Annotated in this window: 18 protein-coding genes; 14 read left to right on the top strand and 4 right to left on the bottom strand. The window is 36.1% G+C overall.

What is annotated here, in order from left to right; translation table 11 throughout:
* The first annotated feature begins 15 nt into the window (after window positions 1-15).
* The 11 genes from I6U49_RS04000 to I6U49_RS03950 all read left to right on the top strand — a co-directional run bounded on the left by I6U49_RS04000 (window position 16) and on the right by I6U49_RS03950 (window position 12,411).
* Complete coding sequence (locus I6U49_RS04000) at window positions 16-1,647, top strand: beta-N-acetylhexosaminidase (protein ID WP_198627669.1); 1,632 nt, start codon at window positions 16-18, stop codon at window positions 1,645-1,647.
* A gap of 91 nt (window positions 1,648-1,738) precedes the next feature.
* A complete protein-coding gene (locus I6U49_RS03995; RefSeq protein WP_198627668.1) occupies window positions 1,739-3,379 on the top strand; it encodes a glycoside hydrolase family 31 protein in 1,641 nt (546 codons plus the stop codon).
* Between the two features lie 488 nt (window positions 3,380-3,867).
* On the top strand, window positions 3,868-4,950 hold the full coding sequence (locus I6U49_RS03990; RefSeq protein WP_232804629.1) for a porin: 1,083 nt from the start codon (window positions 3,868-3,870) through the stop codon (window positions 4,948-4,950).
* Between the two features lie 414 nt (window positions 4,951-5,364).
* Window positions 5,365-5,874, top strand: coding sequence for a c-type cytochrome (locus tag I6U49_RS03985; protein ID WP_193711184.1), 510 nt, complete (start codon window positions 5,365-5,367; stop codon window positions 5,872-5,874).
* 63 nt (window positions 5,875-5,937) lie between these two features.
* Window positions 5,938-6,519 carry a fasciclin domain-containing protein gene (locus I6U49_RS03980; protein WP_198627666.1) on the top strand — a complete coding sequence of 194 codons (582 nt, stop codon included), beginning with the start codon at window positions 5,938-5,940 and terminating at the stop codon, window positions 6,517-6,519.
* A 46-nt stretch (window positions 6,520-6,565) separates the two neighbouring features.
* Window positions 6,566-8,533 carry a Sec-dependent nitrous-oxide reductase gene (gene nosZ / locus I6U49_RS03975; RefSeq protein ID WP_198627665.1) on the top strand — a complete coding sequence of 656 codons (1,968 nt, stop codon included), beginning with the start codon at window positions 6,566-6,568 and terminating at the stop codon, window positions 8,531-8,533.
* A gap of 90 nt (window positions 8,534-8,623) precedes the next feature.
* Window positions 8,624-9,247 (top strand): hypothetical protein, encoded by a 624-nt coding sequence (locus tag I6U49_RS03970; protein ID WP_198627664.1) that lies wholly within the window; start codon window positions 8,624-8,626, stop codon window positions 9,245-9,247.
* A gap of 4 nt (window positions 9,248-9,251) precedes the next feature.
* Complete coding sequence (locus I6U49_RS03965; RefSeq protein ID WP_198627663.1) at window positions 9,252-9,692, top strand: nitrous oxide reductase accessory protein NosL; 441 nt, start codon at window positions 9,252-9,254, stop codon at window positions 9,690-9,692.
* 4 nt (window positions 9,693-9,696) lie between these two features.
* Complete coding sequence (gene nosD, locus I6U49_RS03960) at window positions 9,697-10,935, top strand: nitrous oxide reductase family maturation protein NosD (RefSeq protein ID WP_198627662.1); 1,239 nt, start codon at window positions 9,697-9,699, stop codon at window positions 10,933-10,935.
* The gene (locus I6U49_RS03955; RefSeq protein ID WP_198627661.1) at window positions 10,929-11,636 is read left to right on the top strand and encodes an ABC transporter ATP-binding protein; all 708 of its coding nucleotides are present in this window, start codon (window positions 10,929-10,931) and stop codon (window positions 11,634-11,636) included. Before nosD ends, I6U49_RS03955 begins: the two co-directional genes overlap by 7 nt.
* Window positions 11,629-12,411, top strand: a complete 783-nt coding sequence (locus I6U49_RS03950) for an ABC transporter permease (RefSeq protein WP_198627660.1) — start codon at window positions 11,629-11,631, stop codon at window positions 12,409-12,411. Before I6U49_RS03955 ends, I6U49_RS03950 begins: the two co-directional genes overlap by 8 nt.
* Before the next feature lie 53 nt (window positions 12,412-12,464).
* On the opposite strand, the gene I6U49_RS03945 is transcribed toward I6U49_RS03950, so the two are convergent.
* The 4 genes from I6U49_RS03945 to I6U49_RS03930 all read right to left on the bottom strand — a co-directional run bounded on the left by I6U49_RS03945 (window position 12,465) and on the right by I6U49_RS03930 (window position 16,957).
* The gene (locus I6U49_RS03945; protein WP_193711176.1) at window positions 12,465-13,061 is read right to left on the bottom strand and encodes a Crp/Fnr family transcriptional regulator; all 597 of its coding nucleotides are present in this window, start codon (window positions 13,059-13,061) and stop codon (window positions 12,465-12,467) included.
* A 172-nt stretch (window positions 13,062-13,233) separates the two neighbouring features.
* Complete coding sequence (locus I6U49_RS03940) at window positions 13,234-14,355, bottom strand: hypothetical protein (protein ID WP_198627659.1); 1,122 nt, start codon at window positions 14,353-14,355, stop codon at window positions 13,234-13,236.
* Window positions 14,356-14,671: 316 nt separating this feature from the next.
* On the bottom strand, window positions 14,672-15,394 hold the full coding sequence (gene ric / locus I6U49_RS03935; RefSeq protein ID WP_193711174.1) for an iron-sulfur cluster repair di-iron protein: 723 nt from the start codon (window positions 15,392-15,394) through the stop codon (window positions 14,672-14,674).
* A gap of 126 nt (window positions 15,395-15,520) precedes the next feature.
* The gene (locus I6U49_RS03930) at window positions 15,521-16,957 is read right to left on the bottom strand and encodes an exonuclease domain-containing protein (RefSeq protein ID WP_198627658.1); all 1,437 of its coding nucleotides are present in this window, start codon (window positions 16,955-16,957) and stop codon (window positions 15,521-15,523) included.
* 474 nt (window positions 16,958-17,431) lie between these two features.
* Here I6U49_RS03930 and I6U49_RS03925 point away from each other — a divergent pair, with 474 nt between their 5' ends.
* The 3 genes from I6U49_RS03925 (at window position 17,432) to I6U49_RS03915 (ending at window position 21,208) form a co-directional block, all read left to right on the top strand.
* Window positions 17,432-18,202: a DUF3825 domain-containing protein gene (locus tag I6U49_RS03925; RefSeq protein ID WP_198627657.1), complete on the top strand. Its 771-nt coding sequence runs from the start codon at window positions 17,432-17,434 to the stop codon at window positions 18,200-18,202.
* Between the two features lie 153 nt (window positions 18,203-18,355).
* On the top strand, window positions 18,356-20,086 hold the full coding sequence (locus I6U49_RS03920) for an AAA family ATPase (protein ID WP_198627656.1): 1,731 nt from the start codon (window positions 18,356-18,358) through the stop codon (window positions 20,084-20,086).
* Between the two features lie 153 nt (window positions 20,087-20,239).
* On the top strand, window positions 20,240-21,208 hold the full coding sequence (locus tag I6U49_RS03915; RefSeq protein ID WP_198627655.1) for a DUF4062 domain-containing protein: 969 nt from the start codon (window positions 20,240-20,242) through the stop codon (window positions 21,206-21,208).
* The last annotated feature ends 102 nt before the right edge of the window (window positions 21,209-21,310 follow it).

The raw sequence follows: 21,310 nt of genomic DNA, 5'->3' as shown, positions 1-21,310 counted from the left end.
GTAAAACCCTAAGATATGATTAAATCCCTCAGATTCCTGGGCTACTCCCTGTTGCTTATGTTACCATTTGTATCGATAGCACAAGATGATGCTTTTCAGGTAATTCCGCAGCCCAATAAAATGATTAAAACTGAAGGAAACTTTGCGCACAAAAATAAATTGAGCTTAAGGATAAATAAAGAAACCCTAAACCCATTATTGGAATATGCTTCAGAAGCATTACAGGATAATTTTGAAGGAAATATTACACTCGCCAAAAGTAAGTCTTCAGCCAACGTACATTTTATTTTAGATAATAAAATAGAGACTAAATCTAAAGGAGGCTACAATTTACTCATAGACAAAAAAGGGGTGAAAATTTCCGCAGCAAGCGAACAGGGCCTTTTTTATGGGCTACAAACGCTACTTCAAATGCTAAAAACCAATAAAGATCATGTTTTGAGCTATGTTGAAATTACCGACGCCCCGCGTTTTGAATGGAGGGCATTTATGCTGGATGAAGCCAGGTATTTTAAAGGTATAACACAGGTGAAGAAGTTGCTAGACGAGATGGCAAGGTTAAAAATGAACGTTTTTCACTGGCATTTGGTAGATGACCAGGGCTGGCGTATTGAAATTAAAAAATATCCTTTACTTACCGAAATTGGATCTAAGAGGGCAAGTACACAGGTTGGTCCCCGAAAATGGAATAGCCCCATACAATCTGGAGAACCCCATGAAGGTTTTTATACCCAGGAAGAAATTAAAGAGATTATAAAATATGCCGAAGATCGGTATATCACGGTGGTTCCTGAAATTGAAATGCCCGGGCACGCTTCTGCAGCAATCGCTGCATATCCCTGGTTGGGCTCTTCGGGAGAGGAAATAGAGGTGCCGATTAATTTTGGGGTTAGCGAAGATATTTTTAATGTAGCCGATCCAAAGGTTTACGAGTTTCTTACCGATGTATTGGATGAGGTAATGGCGCTGTTTCCTTCAAAAGTAATCCATATTGGTGGCGATGAAGCCAAGTATGAGCATTGGGAACAATCGGCGATGATTAAAAATTATATGAAGGAAAATAATCTAAATACTTTTGCCGATTTACAAGTAGCTTTTACCAATAGAATTTCCCAATATTTAGAAAGTAAAGGGCGTAAGATGATGGGCTGGAACGAGATTTTAGGGCAGAACATTCACGAATATCAGGCCAAAAAGGATAAAGCAGCAGAAGAGGAATTGTCTAAAAGTTCTGTAGTACACTTTTGGCGTGGCGATATCAAGTTAATGACAGAGGCAGCTGCTGAAGGATATGAAATTGTTAATTCTTTACATACCGAAACCTACCTCGATTATTCTTATAGCAATATTTCTTTGGAAAGAGCTTATAATTTTAACCCGATTCCTGAAAGTTTAGAAACACAATATCACAATAATGTTATAGGTACAGGTGCCCAAATGTGGGGAGAGTGGATCCCTACCAGTGGTTATATGGATTATATGGTTTTTCCTCGTATTGCGGCCTATGCAGAAGTAGGTTGGACCCAACCTAAGCAGAAAGATTTTAATAGGTTTATGAGCCGGCTTCCTGCGCTTTTGGAAACATGGACAGATAAAGGAATCTATTTTGCACCTATTAAAGAAGCATTACCCAATAAGGATAATTAAATGGAAGCATACTTTAGCAAATAAAATATAAGCAAAAATTCTAAAATTTAAATTAAAGACCCAGTCAAACAAATTATTAAGAGAAATAAGTATGAATCAAAAACAATCTCAAAAGCTTTATAGAACAACTATTCTATGTCTTGTTTTACTCAGCTTTTTTAGTTTTTCAGCCCAGGCTCAAAATAGTAAAGAAGTAAAAATCCTTAAAAATGAATCCTGGTGGGGTGGGGCGGTTAGCGACGGACATCGCATGCCTTTTTCTTCCGGTTATTCTTTTAATATGTATGGAATCAACAAATACAATCAGGTACAACCTTTATTGGTTTCCAGTAAGGGTCGGGTAATATGGTCTGAAGAACCTTTTAAATTTAGTGTTTCTGAAGACATCATAGAACTGGATGCGAGAAGAGATATTAAGGTTATTAATGCTGGCAAGAACTTAAAAGAGGCTTATAAGTATGCTTCTGAAAATTTCTTCCCTTCTACCGGGGAATTACCTGACGAATTGCTTTTTAAAGCTCCGCAGTATAATACCTGGATAGAGCTCATGTATAATCAAAATCAAGAAGATATTTTAGAATACGCCCACTCAATCATAGATAATGGGTTGCCTCCGGGAGTGCTAATGATAGACGATAACTGGCAGGAAGATTATGGGAAGTGGAATTTTCACGAAGGTAGATTTCCAAACCCTAAAGCTATGATAGATGAACTGCATGATCTTGGTTTTAAAGTAATGTTATGGGTATGTCCTTTTGTAAGTCCCGATAGTGACGTTTACAGAGATTTAGCAAAAAAAGAATTGTTTTTAACAAATCCCGGGAAAGAAAAAAACACAGAAACAAGGCTGCTTCCACCAAACGAACCTGCTATGATCTATTGGTGGAATGGGGTGAGTGCTTTATTAGACTTTTCTAACCCTGCCGCCAAAAAATGGTTTAAGGGGGAGTTAGAATACCTCCAGGAAAATTATGGCGTAGACGGTTTTAAACTTGATGCTGGCGATTTTAATTTTTATCCCGATGTACTTGTTTCCCACAAGCCAAATACCAGCCCGAATGAGCATGCTAAACTTTTTGGGGAAATAGGTCTCGATTTTCCTTTAAATGAATATCGTGCGATGTGGAAAATGGGAGGACAACCTCTGGCACAACGCCTTAGTGATAAAGGACATAGGTGGGGAGATCTTTCTACTTTAATTCCCAATATTACCGTACAGGGGTTAATGGGATATGCCTACAGTGCACCCGATATGATAGGAGGTGGTGAGTTTTCTTCATTTCTTAATGCCGAAACTATAGACCAGGAGCTTATTGTGCGTTCGGCACAGGTACATGCCTTAATGCCTATGATGCAGTTTTCAGTGGCTCCCTGGCGTATTTTAGATAAGGAACACTTACAGGCCGTACAAGAGAGTGTAGCTTTACGAAAAGAGTTTACACCTTATATTATGCAACTAGCCAAAGAATCTTCTAAAACGGGGGAGCCAATTGTTCGTACCATGGAATATAGCTTTCCAAACAAGGGGTTTGAACTGGTAAAAGATCAGTTTATGTTAGGTGATAAGGTTTTGGTAGCGCCGGTTTTAGAAAAGGGGAAAAGAGAACGAATAGTCCATTTCCCAAAGGGAAAATGGGAAGATTCTTCGGGTAAAATAATTAAAGGGCCTACAAAAAAAGTGGTCCAGGCTGATTTAGATGAACTGCCTTATTTTGAAAGACTAACTAAATAGATTTATAATTTTTAAGGAAATCTTCTTAATCAAAAGGAATAGAAATTTGCCTGTTAATTTTTAATTTTAGGCTGCGATATTTCAAAATAAATAAGAAGGGTTTAGGATTTGAGAGAATTCTGAACCCTTTTTTTGATTAAGGAATGTCTGAAAATACAAATGCAACAGAATTTGTGAAATATGTGGATAAGAGTAATATTTCCATAAAATTTTAGTAGATTTAATAAAGATGCTTTAGTAGCATTGCCAAAGGCTATAATACCCTGAAGCTTGCTTCGAAATTAAAAAGTTGTTTCCAACGAATGCCTCGTGGACTTGTTCCGAGGTAATTTTCTGATAGTTTTTTGTTTTTAAATAAACCTATTGAGAAAAAAATGTTCAACCCTAAAGCTTAAAATTTTAAATCTCTAATCTGTATGCTAAAGTCTTTTCTGATAACTGTGCTATTATTAACTCCCTTTTTTGGGTTTTCACAGGTAAAAGATAGTTTGAAAGAACCTCTTATCTCTTTGGAAAAGAAAAGCCTTTTAGAAAATTTGAATATAACTTTTGATATGCGTACCGAGTTTCAGGCGTATACTTTTAGGGGCGGCGACCGCTATTATAATGGGATACAGTTTGAGAATGGATTCACAGCAATGGGATTTTCAGCAAAATTACACGATAGGATTGATTTTAGCTTTAGGAATCGTTTTAATAAAGGTAGTGATGTACAAAGCCTGGACCAGTTGGGAAGTAATATAGAGTTGGCTTATCTGGATATTAAGCTTAGTCCTACTGTAGATATTATATTGGGAAAAACCTATGCTTTTTACGGAGGTTATGAATATGAATTTAAAGCTCTTGAGGTGTTGGAGTATAACGATATTCAAAGCAATGCTTTAGCCTTTGTAACCGGTGCCGGTATTACCTATAAACCTTTAGGAGGGCATAAGTTTGGTTTTCAGGTGCTAAATTCCCGTACAATGCATTACGAAGATATTTATGGCGATGTTGTTGCTGAAAATATCCAGGAACCCGATTGGCCGGTAGCGGTGGTTGGAAACTGGCGCGGAAGTTTTTTTGATGGTAAATTTCAAACTATTTACAGCCTTAGCTATTCTAACCAGGTAAAAAACAGAGGAACCTACTTTTTTACTTTAGGGAATAAATATCAAAACCGAAACTTCAGCTTAATGTATGATTTTAATTACAGTTTCGAAGAAGTAGATACCAAAGGTATTGTAACCGAAATTTTTGCAGATGAATCTATTGCAGAAGACGTACTGTATATTGAAAACTGGTTTAGGGCCGAATATCAATTTAATTCAAAATTTAAAGGCTTATTAAGTTTAATGACCAGTAGCGCCTATTCTAATGTTACAAGCGATCGTAAACACATGAGAAGAAGCTACGGGATGGTTCCTACCTTATACTATAGTCCGTTTAAGAAAATTGATATCAGGTTTTTTCTGGCCTATATTGGTAGGTATTATGATTATTCAAACTATGCTGTAAAAGAACTGGGAGCCGCAAACTATAATAGAAATGAAGTGAGGGTGGGCATTATAGCTCCCTTGTTGCTTTTGTAAGCTTAAAAAATCTATCTTTCTCCGAGAGCTTACATAAATAATGAACATAAGCTCCAAAACCTTTTATTTAATGAAATTAATGACTGTAGATATTCTTTATATTGGTCATTTTTAAATTTTCCTACTTCAATTTTCTACTTAATTTATCGGTTTACGCAAGCTAAAAAATATAATACCAAAAGCTAATTTACTTACTTCTGTCTTATTCATTTTTGCTAATCTTCATCGCCTTCTTTAAGGTTAAAGTATTAAAATTTAAGACAGTCTTTTTATGCCTGTATTAATGTAAGTGATTTGTTTTGAATTGTTTAAAACGACAAATCCCATATTTGATTTAATTTCTCTTATGATTGGAGTCATAAAAAAGGATGAATATAGCTGGTAATTTTACTTCAGAAATTCAAAACAATCATTATGAAATTTACTTTAAAAATAGGATTGGCAATTGCCTTTATATTTTCTTTCGCAGCCTGCGGAAATTCTGAAAAGGATAAAGATGAAGATATTCGTTTAGAGGGCTACAGTTCAAAAGCTAAAAAAGAAAACGTTGAAACTGGAAAGGCTTCCGGGGGCAACGACCTGTCAAATAAAGGCATTGGCCCAATTAAATCTATGGCTTTACCCGAAAGCATAGATGCAGAAATGGCTAACAGGGGAGCAGATATATTCAAAAAAATGTGCTCTGCCTGTCATAAAATGGATAAGAAGTTTGTAGGTCCTGAAATTGCCGGGGTAACCGAAAGACGCTCGCCAGAATGGATCATGAATATGATTCTTAACCCTGAAGAAATGATTAAAAAAGATCCTATCGCCAAGAAGCTGCTTATAGAATCGAATATGGCCGTTATGGCCAATCAGGGGCTTGAAGAAGATGAAGCCAGGGCTATTGTAGAGTATTTTAGACAATATGATAAGGAAAACTAGGTGTTTAAGTGAATTATAAACTCCATTGAAATAAAACTCAACACTTAATTAAACCAACCAATCATGAAAAAAAATGTCCTTTTCTTAAGCTGTATTCTACTCTTAAGTGTCACTATTCTTATTGGCTGTAAGAATAATAAAGGCGATAAAGTAGAGGCTGCTACCACAGAAGAAACTACAAGTGCCAATAAAGGCCAGGCCTTTATTGATGACAATAGTGAAACACCAAATGCCTTACGCCTGGCAATGCAATCTAAAGATCATACCACTTTAGTAGCTGCAGTTGAAGCTGCCAGTGTTGAAAATGCGCTGGTAAATGTAGGGCCGCTTACTGTTTTTGCCCCCACAAATACTGCTTTCGATAAATTGCCCGATGGGACGGTTGAAAATCTATTAAAAACTGAAAATAAGTCTAAACTTGCTTATATACTTACAAACCACGTGGCCCCCAGTAACTATCCCATAGATATGCTTGAAAAGAATATAAAGAAAGGCCGTTCCCTATACATGGCATCGGGGGAGAATGTAGAGCTTAGTAAAGAAGGAGAAGATATTATGGTAGGCGGAGCTAAGATTGTAGGGACTGTTAAGGTGAGCAATGGCTGGGTACACGTTGTAGAAGACGTTATTTTACCAAAAGAGTAATCAATTTAATTTTCAAGTAACTAGTAATAAATTAAAACCTAATCTAATGAAAAATATAATTAAAATTACCGTCCTCGGAATCCTGGGCCTTTTTTTACAGTCTTGTGGTAATGATGGATCTTCGGGCAGTAAATCGGGGGCCATTACTTCCAACGCAGCCGAGCGCGTATATGTAGCACCGGGGGAGCACGACGAGTATTATGCATTTCTCTCAGGTGGTTATAGCGGTAACCTAACCGTTTATGGTTTACCATCGGGAAGGTTGCTAAAAGAGATTCCTGTTTTTTCCCAATTCCCAACCAATGGTTATGGGTATTCTGAAGAAACAGTGCCTATGTTAAATACTTCGTTCGGTTTTGTGCCTTGGGGAGATGCCCACCATCCCGATATTTCTCAAACAGAAGGGGAACTTGACGGACGTTGGATTTTTATCAATGAAAATAATACGCCAAGGATAGCGCGTATTAGTCTTGAAACTTTTGAAACCGAAGAAATTATTGAGATCCCCCACAGTGCCGGGAACCACTCTTCTTCGTTCATTACCGAAAATACCGAATATGTAGTGGCAGGTACCCGTTTTTCTGTGCCTTATCCACAAGAGGATATGGCTATAGACCAAATGAAAGGAAACTTTAAAGGCCCTCTTACCTTTATTGCTATTGATGATAACGGTAGAATGAATATCGATTTTCAGCTAAAAATGCCGGGCTTTAACTACGACCTTTCGCATCCCGGGCGCGGAGATTCCCACGGATGGTTCTTCTTTACTACTTATAATACCGAAGAAGCCCATACTATGCAGGAAGTAAACGCTTCACAAAATGATAAAGATTTTATCGCTGCCGTAAACTGGAAGAAAATTCAGGAATATGTAAAAAATGGAGGAGGGGAAGAAATAGATGCCGAATATGCGCATAATGTTTTTGATCATAGCACACAAACGGCTACCACTACTATGGAAAAGAAAGTTTTAACCGTAGACCCGAGAGAAGTGGAAGGAGCGGTTTACTTTATGCCAACCCCAAAATCTCCTCATGGTTGCGATGTAGACCCATCGGGAGAGTATATTGTAGGTAACGGAAAACTTTCAACAGATCTAACCGTTCATTCTTTTTCAAAAATGCTGAAGGCTATCGAGAATGAAGATTTTGATGGAGATGCGTATGGTATCCCGGTGCTAAATTTCGACTCTACCTTGGCAGGTACAGTTAAAGAAGGAGGTTTAGGCCCACTACATACCGAGTTTGATGGTAAAGGAAATGCCTATACTACTTTCTTTATCTCTTCTGAAGTTGTAAAATGGAAATTAGGAACCTGGGAAGTTTTAGACAGGCAGCCAAGTTACTATTCTGTTGGTCACCTTATGATTCCCGGAGGAAATTCTAGAGAGCCATACGGTAAGTATATGATCTCTATGAACAAAATAACCAAAGATCGTTACTTGCCCACCGGGCCCGAGTTAGAACACTCTGCGCAACTGTATGATATTTCAGGAGAAAAAATGGAACTTCTTTTAGATTTTCCAACGCATGGAGAGCCCCACTATGCTGCAGGTATTCCTGCCGAGAAAATCAAATCGAAATCTAAGAAAATTTATCGTTTGGATGAAAACAAGCATGAATATGCCGCTATTAGTGAATCTGAAACTAAAATGGTTCGTGAAGGGAATGAAGTTCATGTGTATATGACTACCGTGAGAAGTCACTTCTCACCAGATAACCTGGAAGGTATTAAAGTAGGAGATAAAGTATTCTTCCATGTTACCAACCTTGAGCAGGATTTTGATGTACCCCACGGCTTTGCTATGATTGGTGCAAATACTTCAGAGCTTTTAATAATGCCGGGACAAACAAAGACAATTACCTGGGAACCTGAAAAAGAAGGCGTATGGCCATTCTATTGTACAGATTTCTGTTCGGCCTTACACCAGGAAATGCAGGGATATGTAAGAGTTTCCGGTAAAAATTCAAATGTGCCATTAAAATGGACTTTGGATGACGAAGAGATTAATTAGTTTATTTAGTTGAAAACTGGTTGTTTTTAGATTGAGAAAGGCGGGTGGATGGTATGTTTGCCCGCTTTCTTTTAAAAATCCCAATTACAAATGAAAAAATCAGGAACTTTAATGATAATCGGTTCAGCTTTACTGCTAGGCCTGTTTATCTTCCCACTTTGGAATATTCAGTTGGAAGCTCCACAATATCCTGACCCTCTGGGGATGAATATTTATATAAGTGGAATTGAGGGCGAAGAAGAATTTGATATTCAAAATATAGATGGGATTAACCATTATATTGGAATGAAAAAGATTCCTACCCCGGCAGAAATGTGGGAATTCAATACTTTTCCACTTGTAATTGGAGGGATGGCCACACTTGGTGCCTTACTGGGAATTCTAGGGTTCTTTAAAATTATAGGGCCAAAATGGTTTTTAGGATGGCTTATCTTAATGACGGTTTTGGGAGTTTTAGGGATGATAGATTTTAATAATTGGTTAACCGATTATGGAACAGACCTGGATCCCAGGGCAATTATGAAGCTAACCGATTCTGAAGGCAATCCTTTGAGTTACAAACCACCCCTCTTTGGGTCTCAGAAAATTTTAAATTTCACTGCACATTCCTACCCTAGGGCCGGTGCCTATTTAATGTTTATAGGAATGTTGCTGACTTTAGTTGCATGGCTTCTTGGGAGGAAGTCAAAAACAATGGAGCTAAATAAAAATTAAAGCTATGAAAAAGATAATCTACCTTTTTATGCTTGGGATATTAATGGCTTGCAGCAATAAACCCCAACCCATTAATTACGGAAATGACAATTGTGATTTTTGTGAAATGACAATTGTGAGCAAGGCTTTTGCTGCCCAGGCTGTAAGCCAAAAAGGCAAGCAGTATAAATATGATGCGATAGAATGTATGGTGAACCACCAGCTTCAGCAAGACTATAATATGGCGGTTTATCTTGTGGCCAATTTTGAACAGCCCGGAGTGATGATAGATGTGAAAACGGCCGGTTTTGTGATAAACGATAGTATTAAATCTCCCATGGGCGGCAATTTGGCTGCTTTTAAAAAAGAGAGTGATGTAGTTAACAAAGGAGGCGAAGGGATTTTTAGTTGGGAAGAATTACAAAGTAATTTTCTAAATAATGAACCGGTAATAACCAGTTACTAATATTATGTGCAGGTTTTTTCTTTTTATAATTTTTGTTTTTGCTTCAGTGGTTTCACGGGCGCAGGAGATAGAAGTCTGTAAAACCTGTGAGGTGAAGACTATTCAGGCAGCCGTAGATATGGCAAGGGATGGAGATATCCTCAAAATAAAAAGCGGAATTTATAAAGAGCATGATATAAGTATTATCGATAAATCCATTAGCATTATTGGAGAAGGCCTTCCGGTAATAGACGCCCAAATGAAAGGTACTGCCTTAAGCATAAGAGCCGAAAACTTTTCTGTTGAAGGATTAAAGATTATTAATGTTGGAAGAAGCCATACCAGTGATTTTGCGGGTATTTTGGTCTCCAACTCCAAAAATTTTGAGCTAAAGAACAATCGGCTTGATAAGGTGTTTTTCGGGATTCTCTTAGAAAGAGCTTCCGAAGGGATTATTTTGGGAAACAAAATTACCAGTAATGCCAAAAGTCAATCAACTTCCGGAAACGGCGTGCATATCTGGAAATCAGAGAAAATAACAGTAAAAAACAATCAGGTAATTGGGCTTAGGGATGGTATTTATTTAGAGTTTGTAAATAACTCAGAGGTTATTGATAATTTATGTAAAGATAACTTGCGCTATGGTTTGCATTTTATGTTTTCAGACCACGATTTGTATAAGGGCAATGTTTTTGAGAATAACGGAGCCGGAGTAGCGGTTATGTATTCTAAATTTATTGATATGCACAATAATAAATTTAGAAAGAACTGGGGTAGTGCTTCCTACGGACTTCTTTTAAAGGAAATAAACGATTCAGAATTAAGAAATAATATTTTTGAAGATAACACCATCGCTATTAGTGCCGATAATACCAACCGTATAAATTATATTGAAAACAATTTTAGGAACAATGGGTATGCAGTAAGAATACGGGGAGCGGTATATGATAACAATTTTCAGCGAAATAATTTTTTATATAATTCTTTTGATATTGCCTATACCGGAAAACTTAATAACAATAAGTTTAGTAATAATTATTGGAGTGGATATTCCGGTTATGACCTGGATAAAAATGGAATTGGGGACGTGCCTTTTAGGCCTGTGAGCCTCTTTTCTTACCTGGTGAACAAAACCCCTGAGGCTATCGTGCTGCTAAGAAGTACGTTTATAGATTTACTGGATTTTTCAGAGAAAGTGTCTCCTATTTTTACCCCGGCCAACCTCATTGATGATCAACCCTTAATGAAAAGAATTCAATGGTAAACATAACAAACCTCCATAAAAAATTTGGTTCCATGGTGGTGCTAAACGGACTTGAACTTAAAACTCCCGAAAGCGGAATTATAGCTGTATTGGGGCCAAATGGTTCGGGGAAAACTACACTCATAAAAAGTATCCTGGGGATGGTAGTACCCCAAAAGGGAGAAATTGAAGTAAATGGGCAAAGGGTGAAAAAACACTGGAATTACCGGGAAAACATAGATTATTTACCGCAAATAGCCAATTTTCCGGGAAATTTAAAAGTAAAGGAGCTTATTGATATGATTAAAGATTTACGCGGAAAGGAAGCTCGTGACTGGGAGCTAATAGAACTTTTTAAGTTGGAACCATTTCTGCAAAAGAAACTTAACAATCTATCTGGAGGAAGCAAGCAAAAAGTAAACCTGGTTTTATGCTTTATGTTTAATAGCCCTCTAATTATTCTCGATGAGCCCACCTCGGGGCTGGATCCCGTTTCACTTATTCGTTTGCGAAAGCTTATCCAACAGGAAAAAGAAAATGGCAAGACCATTCTTATTACTTCGCATATTATGAATTTTGTAGAAGAAATATCAGATAGAATTGTATTTCTACTGGAAGGTAAAATTTATTTTAACGGAACGGTAGAAGAGCTTAAAACATCTACAGGAGAGAAAGATTTTGAACACGCTATTGCCAACATCTTAACCGGGAACCATGCTTAAAATATTAAAATATAGTTTTTACGACCTTTCGCGTAGCCTCTGGAGTTACGTATACTTTTTCTTTTACCTTCTTTTAGGAGTGGTTTTGTTGTTTTTAAATAACGACCTTTCCAATGCTGTAATTACCCTAATGAATGTAATTATTGTTTTGGTACCGCTTATTGGGACCATTTTTGGAGTGATGTATTTTTATAATTCCCGGGAGTTTACAGAGCTGCTTCTGGCACAGCCGGTAAGAAGAAGTTCTATTTTTCTCGGGCAATATCTTGGGGTAGCCATCTCATTGTCGGCCAGCCTTATTCTGGGCCTGGGTTTGCCATTTATTATTTACGGCTTATTCCAGTCGGGGGCAATTTGGGATTTTGTTTCCCTGTTGGTTTCGGGGGTATTCCTAAGCTTTATTTTTACTGCCCTGGCGTTTAATATCGCCTTATCTTACGAGAACAAGATAAAAGGCTTTGGCCTGGCCATCTTACTTTGGCTTTTCCTGGCCGTGGTTTACGACGGACTCTTTTTGCTTTCCCTGGTATATTTTCAGGATTATCCCTTAGATAAGTTCTCTTTGGTGGCCAGTATGCTTAACCCTATAGACCTTTCGAGGATACTTATTTTGTTGAAACTTGATATTTCTGCCTTGCTTGGGTATACGGGAGCGGTATTTAAACAATTTTTTGGAACCGGTTTAGGAGCATTTACCTCAATTGGAGTATTAATTTTATGGGTTTTACTTCCGGTTTGGAGAATTAAATATATTTCAGCAAAAAAAGATTTTTAAATCATCAAAACCCTGGGTCAAGCCAGGAATAATTAAATGCCCTCATTGAGGGCTTAACGATATACTTTTCCGCTTTTAATTTTTATTTCGCCTTTCTTTTCCAGTCCTTTCATGGCCCTTATCACCGTTTCTACCCGTAGCCCCGTTAGATCGGCTATTTGCTGGCGGGTTAGATTTACTTTAAATTTAAAAGGTCCTTCAATATGGTGTACATATTTTTTAAGGTAATCCAGTATTCTTATAATTCTATGTTCGGGATCCTGGCTCGAGATTTCAGAAACCATAATTGCCTTATAGAATAATCTTTTTGCCAGGGTTCGGGTTAGCTTTAAATGGGTTTCAGGATGTTTTGTGAGTAATTCTAAAAAGTTACGTTTAGGTAATTTTAAGACTTCTGAAGTTTTAATAGCTTCGGCATTTGCAGGGTATTTTACATCTGCCAATAACGGCGGCTCCCCAAAACTTTCGCCATCTACAAACAGCCCCTGAATAAATTCTTTTCCATCAGCATTGTAGTTATTCATCTTAATTTCACCTTTTATAATCTGAAAAAAATTAAGAGCAATTTCTCCCTCTCCAAAGAGCTGGTCTCCTTTATGGTAAGTCTCTTTTGAAGCACCAAAATCCAACAAAATACTTTCTTTAATCATCTTAAACTTTTAAAGTGAAACAAACCTGCTAAAAATTACTGTAATTAAAAATGAGAAAGGTCATATCTTCTGATAATGAGTGGTTTATTTGGATTTTAAGTTGAGGCCTAAAATCCATCCGGTAGCCACAGGAATCAGCGCACTTACCAAAACCAATATTAGAAAGTAATCGCTAAAAAAAAGGCAGGCCCAGCCAAAGTACCAATCCTTTGTAAAAAATAAGCATTTCAGAAATTAAAAAGCCACTCAAATACAAATAGAAAGCTTTTTTGGGAAGCTTAATTAATTTCAACCAGTTTAAAAATCCGAATAAGGCGATTGAAACAAAACCAAGAAAAACCCAGTGCAAATAGCCAATAACAAAGTCCAGGTTCTTAAAAGCTAAATCGGCAAAAAAGGGAATGGCCGTAAGGCTTTGCATCACTATTTTTCCAATCAATAATACACTGGTAAGTTGGAAAATTCTATAGATAAAAGGACTAAGGCCTTGCTTTAATTTCATTTTATTCCGCAGTATAAGTGCAAAAAGCTTGTAGAAGGCAAGTACCAGGAAAAGGCTACCAAGACCACCTACTAAATAAAAAATTAGAGGCGGATTTGTCCAATAGGTAGAAAGAAAGAAGCTTAAAATAACTCCCGAATTTAGTAAGTAGAAAAATCGCTTAAACTCGCTGGGATTAAATGTAAATTTTAATTGATAGAATAGGTAAAAGGCAATTCCCAGAATGGCTAGTAAAAACCAGGCATTGTATTGAAAATGTAGGTAGAAATAAATAGAAAGTTTATACCAAATAGAGGTTTTTCCAAGGCTACTCATAATGGCGCCCAAAGCCCAGGGGCCAATACTGGAGAAAACCATATACCATAAGGCGGCTTTTATTAGCTTATAATAGTGAGTATTGCGATGTTTTTTAGGTGTGTTTTTTAGAATATAAGCGGTAAAAAAATAAGAGCAAAATAAAAACAGCGTAGAGAAAATAATAGAAACTACCGCATAACCTTGAAAAGGAAAGCTAAACAGCATTCCCAGCAAACTAATATTAGTGGTCAGGAAAATATACCGGTATTTTTTTGAAAGCTTTGTGCCATGAAAAAACAATCGATAAATAATTGCGGTTAGTGCAAGATATACCCAGCCTAATAAAGCTATATGGGAATGAGTATGAATAATATATTTATAATTGGCCGCAATGGGGGTTATATAAAAAAGCCGGAGTAATATCCCCAGGGCGGCTGCCATAAAGAAATAGGCAAGAGCAATATAAGTATGGTTCTTTATATTTAAGCGAAACATTTTTGAATATAGTAAATTACCTCGTGGTAGGCGAACAATGCATTAAATGAAAAGATTTTTTTATTGGTATCTCCAAAGGGTGTAATGCCCCGGAGTCTTGCCTCTAAACTAAAAATTTGTTTCCAACAAATGCCTCGTGGGCTTGTTGCGAGGTAGTTTACTGCCAAACAACTCTGGGAGCCCAAATAATCGGGTAAAAGCAAATACCCCAAGAAATTTCTAACTCGGGGTAGCTTCAACACAATTATAAACAAATCTCTAAAATAAAACTAAATTTCTCTTAGGCTTCTGGGAAAAGCCGAAAATTGAAATCATACTAATTGTTTAAACTGCGCTCAAGTTCAATTGCTTTAGGAAATAGAATGTTGTTTTCTAAATGAACGTGTTGATGTAGGTCGTTTTCAAACTCTTCCAGTTTGGAGTAAAATGCCCTATAAGTATTACAAGCCCAGTCGGGGTAGGTGTAATTATCACTTAAGTGGGAAATTTCTTTAAAAATTGCCCCGGCCTCATCATGTTCTGCTTCCATCATTTCAATGGGGTTGTCAATCTTTCCAAAGTTTGGTTCTGGTGCCGGCGTACCTTCCTTTTCTGCTTTTACCAGTTTCTTTATAAACGGAAACAGTATTAATTCTTCTTTCTTTAGGTGTGCACTTAATTCCTGGGCAACCTCGGTAAATAATTGCTGAATCTTTAAGAGTTCTTTTCTTTCGCCCCCATGCACTTTCGCCACTTTTGCAGCATATTGAATTAACAATGGAATATTTTCTTCAACATATTGATGATGTACATTTATAATATGATCGATTAAAAAATCCAGTTTCCAGTTCCTATAATCATAAGCTGCGCTAATATTTGCGTCTGTTTGCTGTAGCTCTTTTTCCAATAACTCCAGATTTACTTGCGCTTTTGTGGCGGCCTCGGCTAAGCTGATATTGCCCCCACAACAAAAATCTATGCCGTGTTTTTTAAATAAATGGGCGTTTTTAATATTTTCGGTAACATAGTCTGCTACGGTTTTAGCGGTTCCGGTATTCATAATAATAGCATTAAGTTGAACAATATTTCAATACAAATATCCGTCTTGTTCACCTGCTAATTTATGAGTCAGGTCATAAGGCTAAAATTTGTAGTTTCAGGAATGTTTTTTCAACTTTCAAAAAAATTAGGAAGCCATAGCCTCAAAACAAACCTCGGTTTCCAATTCCTCTACTTCTTCCTCCCGGTCCAGGTTTAAGCGGTTTAGTTGCTTTTTAGTATTTAAGTACCTGTTTATAATCCTATCGGAATAACTGGAATTCTCCTGCGGAATTAAGTAATCTTCAAATTGCTCGGGCCTAAAATCTTCCGAATTCTCTACATACCCATAGCCGGCATAGCGGCCTTTTTTAAGGTAGATAAATGATTTTTCTTCTTTAGACCTTCCTTTTTCCACCAGCAGGCAGGAATTTTCGTATTCCTGAATATAATCTATCGCCCTGGCAACTCTTTGGTTATACCCGGTGGCATCTATTTCTCCTTTGCACATCCCGCTGCAGCTTTTAATTTTATAATGGCTGCAATGCTCAACCCCGGTTTGCAGGCCGCAATAGCGCGGACATAGTTCAAATTCAGTGCAAATAAATTCCAGGAAATTTATGGCTTCTTCCCGGGTGTAGAACTTCATCCAGCTTACCGGCGAAACTTTGTTTTTATGTATTACAAACTGTTCAATTCCCTTTTGGTTGTGATAGGAGGTAAGGGTATAAGGCCTATTAACTTTCTTTTGTGCCTTATTGAATTTTGGAAAATACTTTAAAATTAAAGTCGATTCCCTTAATAAGGCAAGCAATTCGCTACCCGTAAGCTCATAATCTATGCTATAGGTGGCTTGCATGAGTTTGTATTTTCGGTTAGATTTTTCCTGAAAATGCGATTTTATCCTGCTCTTAATATTTTTTGCCTTGCCAATATAAATAGGAATACCGTCTTTGTCTTTAAAGAAATATACCCCGGTTGAAGTTGGTAGTTTTTCAAAATCTGAATTTTTAAAATTAGGGGGCAGGTAGGAAGCGGCGGTACGTTGATTTAGCAGGCCATTAAGAACTTCATATTCGGGATCTAGCGCTAAACAACGTTGAAATAACGCTACCGTAGCTTCACAATCGCCTTTTGCCCGGTGCCTGTCGTAATGCGGAATATTAATAGAGGTACAAATATTTCCCAGGCTATATGAAAAAAGCCCCGGAATCAACTTTTTGGTAAGTCTTACCGTACACAGGCGTTTACGCTGAAACGTCTTATCTAGATTCTCAAACTCGGCTTTAATAATGTTATAATCAAAATTCACATTATGGGCCACAAATACACAATCTTTGGTAATTTCTTCAATTTCGTGGGCTATCTCAGTAAATTTTGGAGCATCGCTAAGCATGGCATCGTTAATATTGGTAAGGGTCTCAATATATAACGGGATCTCAGTTCCGGGGTTTACCAGGGAATGATACTCGTCTATCACTTCCCCATTTTGTACTACCAACACACAAATTTCGGTGATTTTATTGCCTTTTATCCCACCGCCGGTAGTTTCAATATCGGTTATCGCAAATTTGACATCTTTCATACCGCCAAATTAACAACAATTAGGAATTATTACAAGGAAAAAATACTAAATATTGGATTTATTCCTATGCAGCCTACGTCAAGCTGTCCCGAAGCTTCTGGATGTTTCAGTTTTTTAAGTGGTCATCCTGAATTTATTTCAGGATCTAAGTTCTTCTATAAACTTTTTTGCAGTCGAAAAAAAATATCAGTAATTCCTACAAAAATTTAATCTTCTTCTTATATTGTTGAAAATTTAACAGCGGTAGATATTTATTAATAGTAGCTACCAGAACAGCCATCCCTACAGGCTGTTTTTTATCAAAAACTCATATTTCTGAATTTTTTTGGAGTAACAATATTTATTCCGGAAACTTTTAAATGCAAATTTTTTGGGGTCTCCTATAATGGTTACCTGGTAAGAATTGCTTTTAGGGAAATGGGGGATTGGTTTTATAACGAGTTGGCGGTAATACGAAAAAACAATCGAGAATAAATGGAAAACTGGCCTGAAAGATTATTTGATTTGATGTTCATACCAGATATGAACTCTAAAATGGACGAATTATCAGAACTTGCTGAGGAGGAAAACTGGAACTATATTAACACAGAGGACGAGCATCATTTGCCTATTTTATTTAATTATATTCAATACACCTACAAACGGATTGCAGAAGAAGGGAAATTACTGGTTTCTGAAAATGGACAATATCTGACCTTCAATACTGGATTGGTGACAGCGAATCAAGAACCGATTTTTGCCTTTGCAAATACGAATAGAAACGAAGAAGCTGAACAACCTTGGTATTTCCAAGGATGGAAAAGAAAAGGCGAATACGATATGACAAAGTTTCCTGAATTACCTCTAATGGCTCATTACTTTGACGACCCATCGCTTTTAGTTATGGACGCAAGATTAGAATTAAGAACTAATATTGAGCATATCGTTAGCCATAACAAAGACCGATTTCCCAAACCTTATAAATCAATGGATGATTATGGAGTTCAAACGCTAATAAAAGGAGCGGTTGACAATGCAAAAGAAAGGGTACGAAGAAGTTACAAAACAGCAATACCGCATTTTCATCGAGGTAGAGTACAATTATTATTGCCTTTGTGTTTGAGCAATCCGAATACAGCTGATTTAGCATTAGTAGTTGAGAAACACGAAACATTCTATCGAGCTTCAACCTGTCTGACTTTGGATATGGCTTACAACAATGCTCGACAATTAGCAAGACCAGATAGAGATTGGTTATTACCGTGAAAAACTACCCGCAACGATGGCTATAAGCAATTGCTATTTTAGGCTTATCTGAAAATTCCGCTTTAGTTCTCCTCCTTCTTCATTTCAAAGGTATATTTATTAATAAGCGAAGTAAAGGAGACCGTTGGCAAACATTAAAAAGAAAATCTGAAAATGATATTAAAATTCAAACAAGTACACAAATCCATATCCCGATTTAATGATGTAAAATTATCCGATTTAACTATTCTGACAGGTTATAATGGAAGTGGTAAAAGTCATTTATTAGAAAGCATAAAAGCTGGAAGCAGCATATTAGACAACATTCAATATTCCGAAATAGTACTTTTTGATTATAAAACATTTTTTTTAGAAAATGAGGCAGCATTTAATAACCAACAACTTAACCAAGAAAAACAAAATGCTTGGCAAAAATTTACTCATAATTCTAATCCGCACATTAAAGCCAATTTTGTTTCAAATAAAAGTCAATTAGGTGCTGATAATTATGATAAGATTATCAAAATTGCTGATGGTAGACCTTTTTTGTCATTAAGAAAAGGTGATTTTATAGACGAATCTCTTTTTCAAATGTATAAATCATATAAGCAAAGAATGCATAATTTATTCAGTAATGATAGAATTAAAAACACGGTAGAGTCTAAAGGCCTTAAGTCATTAGCCTACAGAATAACAAATACTTTGGATGAATTAACTGAAGATGATTTTTTTGATTACTTTACACCTGTAGTTTTAAAAAATGATTTTTTACCTTCTCAAATAGGCAAACTATTCTTGGACTATTGGTACAAATACCAAATGTTTGAATATAAGAGAACACGAGAAAATAAAAAATATGACAGTGAGAAATTTAGAGTAGAATTTGAGAAAATTCACGGACCAAGACCTTGGGTTTTGATTACAGAGATATTAAAGAATTTTAATTCATTTCATTATTCAATAAATAATCCCGAAGACATATTAATAGAACCTTATAGAACCAGAACATTCTCATTAACTTTAAAGCATAAAACAAAAGGTATTTCCATCCCTTTTGCAAACTTATCATCCGGAGAAAAAATACTTTTCTCATTAGTTCTTTCGATTTATAAATCTGTTGGTGATAAAATATTTCCATCTGCATTATTATTAGACGAGATTGATGCTTCTCTTCATCCTTCACAAATTCAGAATCTACTGAATGTTGTAAACGAAGTATTCATCAATCAAAATAATGTAAAAGTGATAATTGCAACTCATTCACCTACAACTATTGCATTGGCTGAAGAAAAAAATATTTACGTTGTAAATAGAGATGGCCAAAACAGAATAGAAAAGCAAACAAAACAAGAAGCATTAAAAATCTTATCAGAAGGTTTTATAACATTAGATGAGGGGCTACAGATTTTTGACCAATTCAGTAAAAAAGAGCTTACAATATTTACAGAAGGCAACAACATAAATTTTATTGAAAAAGCAATAGAAATATTTGACCCTGAATTATCAGGTTCAATTGATATCGTGAAAAACCTAAAAGACCGAACTGGAAAAAATCAACTGAAAACGTTATTTGACTTTTTTACTAAAATGCCTCACGATAATAAAGTCTTATTCATTTACGATTGTGATGTAAAAACAGAATATGACTCAATAAATGAAACTTATGCATTTACATTTGAAAAAAATTCAGCAAATGAAAAAGTAAAAAAAGGAATAGAAAACCTTTTTGCAGAAGAACATTTCAGAGAAGAGTTTTATCCATTAAAAGATAAAGATGATGGAGGGGTTCAATCAAGTCTTGACAAACCAAAATTTGAGGAATACATTCTAAATAATGCAACAAAAGAATTGTTTGAAAATTTTGAACCAATGGTAAATGAAATTAAAGAAATACTAAAAAAATAATGAGGCAAAACAATGGTTATAAGTAATTGCTTGTTCTAGCCTACTTTCGAAAATCTTTGTGGATTTTCCGTTTGGGTGTACTTACAAAGTTAAGTGTTAAACCATGCAACTACTTATAGCCTTAATCGTTTGCGATAATTTGAATGAAATAAAATGGCAAAACCAAGAGTATTTATAAGTTCTACATTCTACGATTTAAGGCAAGTCAGAGCAGACTTAGATTTTTTCATTGAACAAATGGGGTATGATCCAGTGAGAAATGAGGAAGGAGATATTCCTTACGGAAAGGATGAGGCACTAGAAGAGTATTGCTATAAAGAAATTAAAAACATTGATATTCTAGTCTGCATTATAGGTGGACGTTTTGGGAGCGAGTCAAAAAGCAACAACAGGTCTTCAATTACCCAGATGGAGCTAAAAGCAGCACTCAGTGAGGGAAAGCAAGTGTACACGTTTATAGATGCCAATGTGCTTTCAGAATACGAGACATATTTAATCAACAAAGAAGGGGAAACTAAATATAGGTATGTCGATGATAAGCGTGTGTATGAATTTATCGAAGAAATTAAATCACTTAAAGCCAATAACATAATTAAGGGGTTTGAAACTGCTTCTGATATTGTCAAATATCTCAGAGAACAGATGGCAGGTTTATTTCAACGATTTTTGGAGGAACAGACAAGAGTTAAAGAGGTTAGTTTAATTAAAGGGCTAGAGAAAACAGCAAGTACACTAAATAAATTAGTAAACTTTCTTAGTGATGAAAATAAAGATCAAACAGATGAGATTAATAAAATCCTTATGATTAGCCATCCTTTGGTAGAGGAATTAAAAGCTAAATTGGACGTACCTTATAACTTCTATTTTGAAGGTCTTGATGATGTAAAACAACTATTAAAAGCAAGAGGATATTCATATGATGAGGAATTACCATTTGGTGATCCCGAACCTTTTCATGAATGGTCTAAAAACCACAATAGGAAGGACTACAAGTTAACTATATCAAAAGAAGTTTTTGAAGAAGATGGAAGATTGAGATTTGTTAGAAAATCCGATTGGAAGGAGGAATTTGTTTCCCATGAGGTTGTAGAAAAAGAAGAAGATGATGATTTGCCGTTTTAAGAAAAAAACTATGGCCAATATCCGCTATAGCAAATGCGGAATGACTACTTCATAATGAAGATATTAAAACCAAATACATTTACGGTAGACGGACAACAAAGC

The sequence above is a fragment of the Salegentibacter maritimus genome (assembly GCF_016236915.1).
GTDB classification, from domain to species: domain Bacteria; phylum Bacteroidota; class Bacteroidia; order Flavobacteriales; family Flavobacteriaceae; genus Salegentibacter; species Salegentibacter maritimus.
This window is presented reverse-complemented; position numbering and strand designations above follow the sequence as displayed.

What these genes read in the sequence shown, in the direction of transcription:
- nosZ (WP_198627665.1), top strand. Translation starts at nt 6,566, where the DNA reads ATGAAAAATATAATTAAAATTACCGTCCTCGGAATCCTGGGCCTTTTT.
- I6U49_RS03925 (WP_198627657.1), top strand. Translation starts at nt 17,432, where the DNA reads ATGGAAAACTGGCCTGAAAGATTATTTGATTTGATGTTCATACCAGAT.
- I6U49_RS03920 (WP_198627656.1), top strand. Translation starts at nt 18,356, where the DNA reads ATGATATTAAAATTCAAACAAGTACACAAATCCATATCCCGATTTAAT.
- I6U49_RS03965 (WP_198627663.1), top strand. Translation starts at nt 9,252, where the DNA reads ATGAAAAAGATAATCTACCTTTTTATGCTTGGGATATTAATGGCTTGC.
- I6U49_RS04000 (WP_198627669.1), top strand. Translation starts at nt 16, where the DNA reads ATGATTAAATCCCTCAGATTCCTGGGCTACTCCCTGTTGCTTATGTTA.
- I6U49_RS03970 (WP_198627664.1), top strand. Translation starts at nt 8,624, where the DNA reads ATGAAAAAATCAGGAACTTTAATGATAATCGGTTCAGCTTTACTGCTA.
- I6U49_RS03995 (WP_198627668.1), top strand. Translation starts at nt 1,739, where the DNA reads ATGAATCAAAAACAATCTCAAAAGCTTTATAGAACAACTATTCTATGT.
- I6U49_RS03940 (WP_198627659.1), bottom strand. Translation starts at nt 14,355, where the DNA reads ATGTTTCGCTTAAATATAAAGAACCATACTTATATTGCTCTTGCCTAT.
- I6U49_RS03950 (WP_198627660.1), top strand. Translation starts at nt 11,629, where the DNA reads ATGCTTAAAATATTAAAATATAGTTTTTACGACCTTTCGCGTAGCCTC.
- I6U49_RS03915 (WP_198627655.1), top strand. Translation starts at nt 20,240, where the DNA reads ATGGCAAAACCAAGAGTATTTATAAGTTCTACATTCTACGATTTAAGG.
- I6U49_RS03985 (WP_193711184.1), top strand. Translation starts at nt 5,365, where the DNA reads ATGAAATTTACTTTAAAAATAGGATTGGCAATTGCCTTTATATTTTCT.
- nosD (WP_198627662.1), top strand. Translation starts at nt 9,697, where the DNA reads ATGTGCAGGTTTTTTCTTTTTATAATTTTTGTTTTTGCTTCAGTGGTT.
- I6U49_RS03980 (WP_198627666.1), top strand. Translation starts at nt 5,938, where the DNA reads ATGAAAAAAAATGTCCTTTTCTTAAGCTGTATTCTACTCTTAAGTGTC.
- I6U49_RS03955 (WP_198627661.1), top strand. Translation starts at nt 10,929, where the DNA reads ATGGTAAACATAACAAACCTCCATAAAAAATTTGGTTCCATGGTGGTG.
- I6U49_RS03930 (WP_198627658.1), bottom strand. Translation starts at nt 16,957, where the DNA reads ATGAAAGATGTCAAATTTGCGATAACCGATATTGAAACTACCGGCGGT.
- I6U49_RS03945 (WP_193711176.1), bottom strand. Translation starts at nt 13,061, where the DNA reads ATGATTAAAGAAAGTATTTTGTTGGATTTTGGTGCTTCAAAAGAGACT.
- ric (WP_193711174.1), bottom strand. Translation starts at nt 15,394, where the DNA reads ATGAATACCGGAACCGCTAAAACCGTAGCAGACTATGTTACCGAAAAT.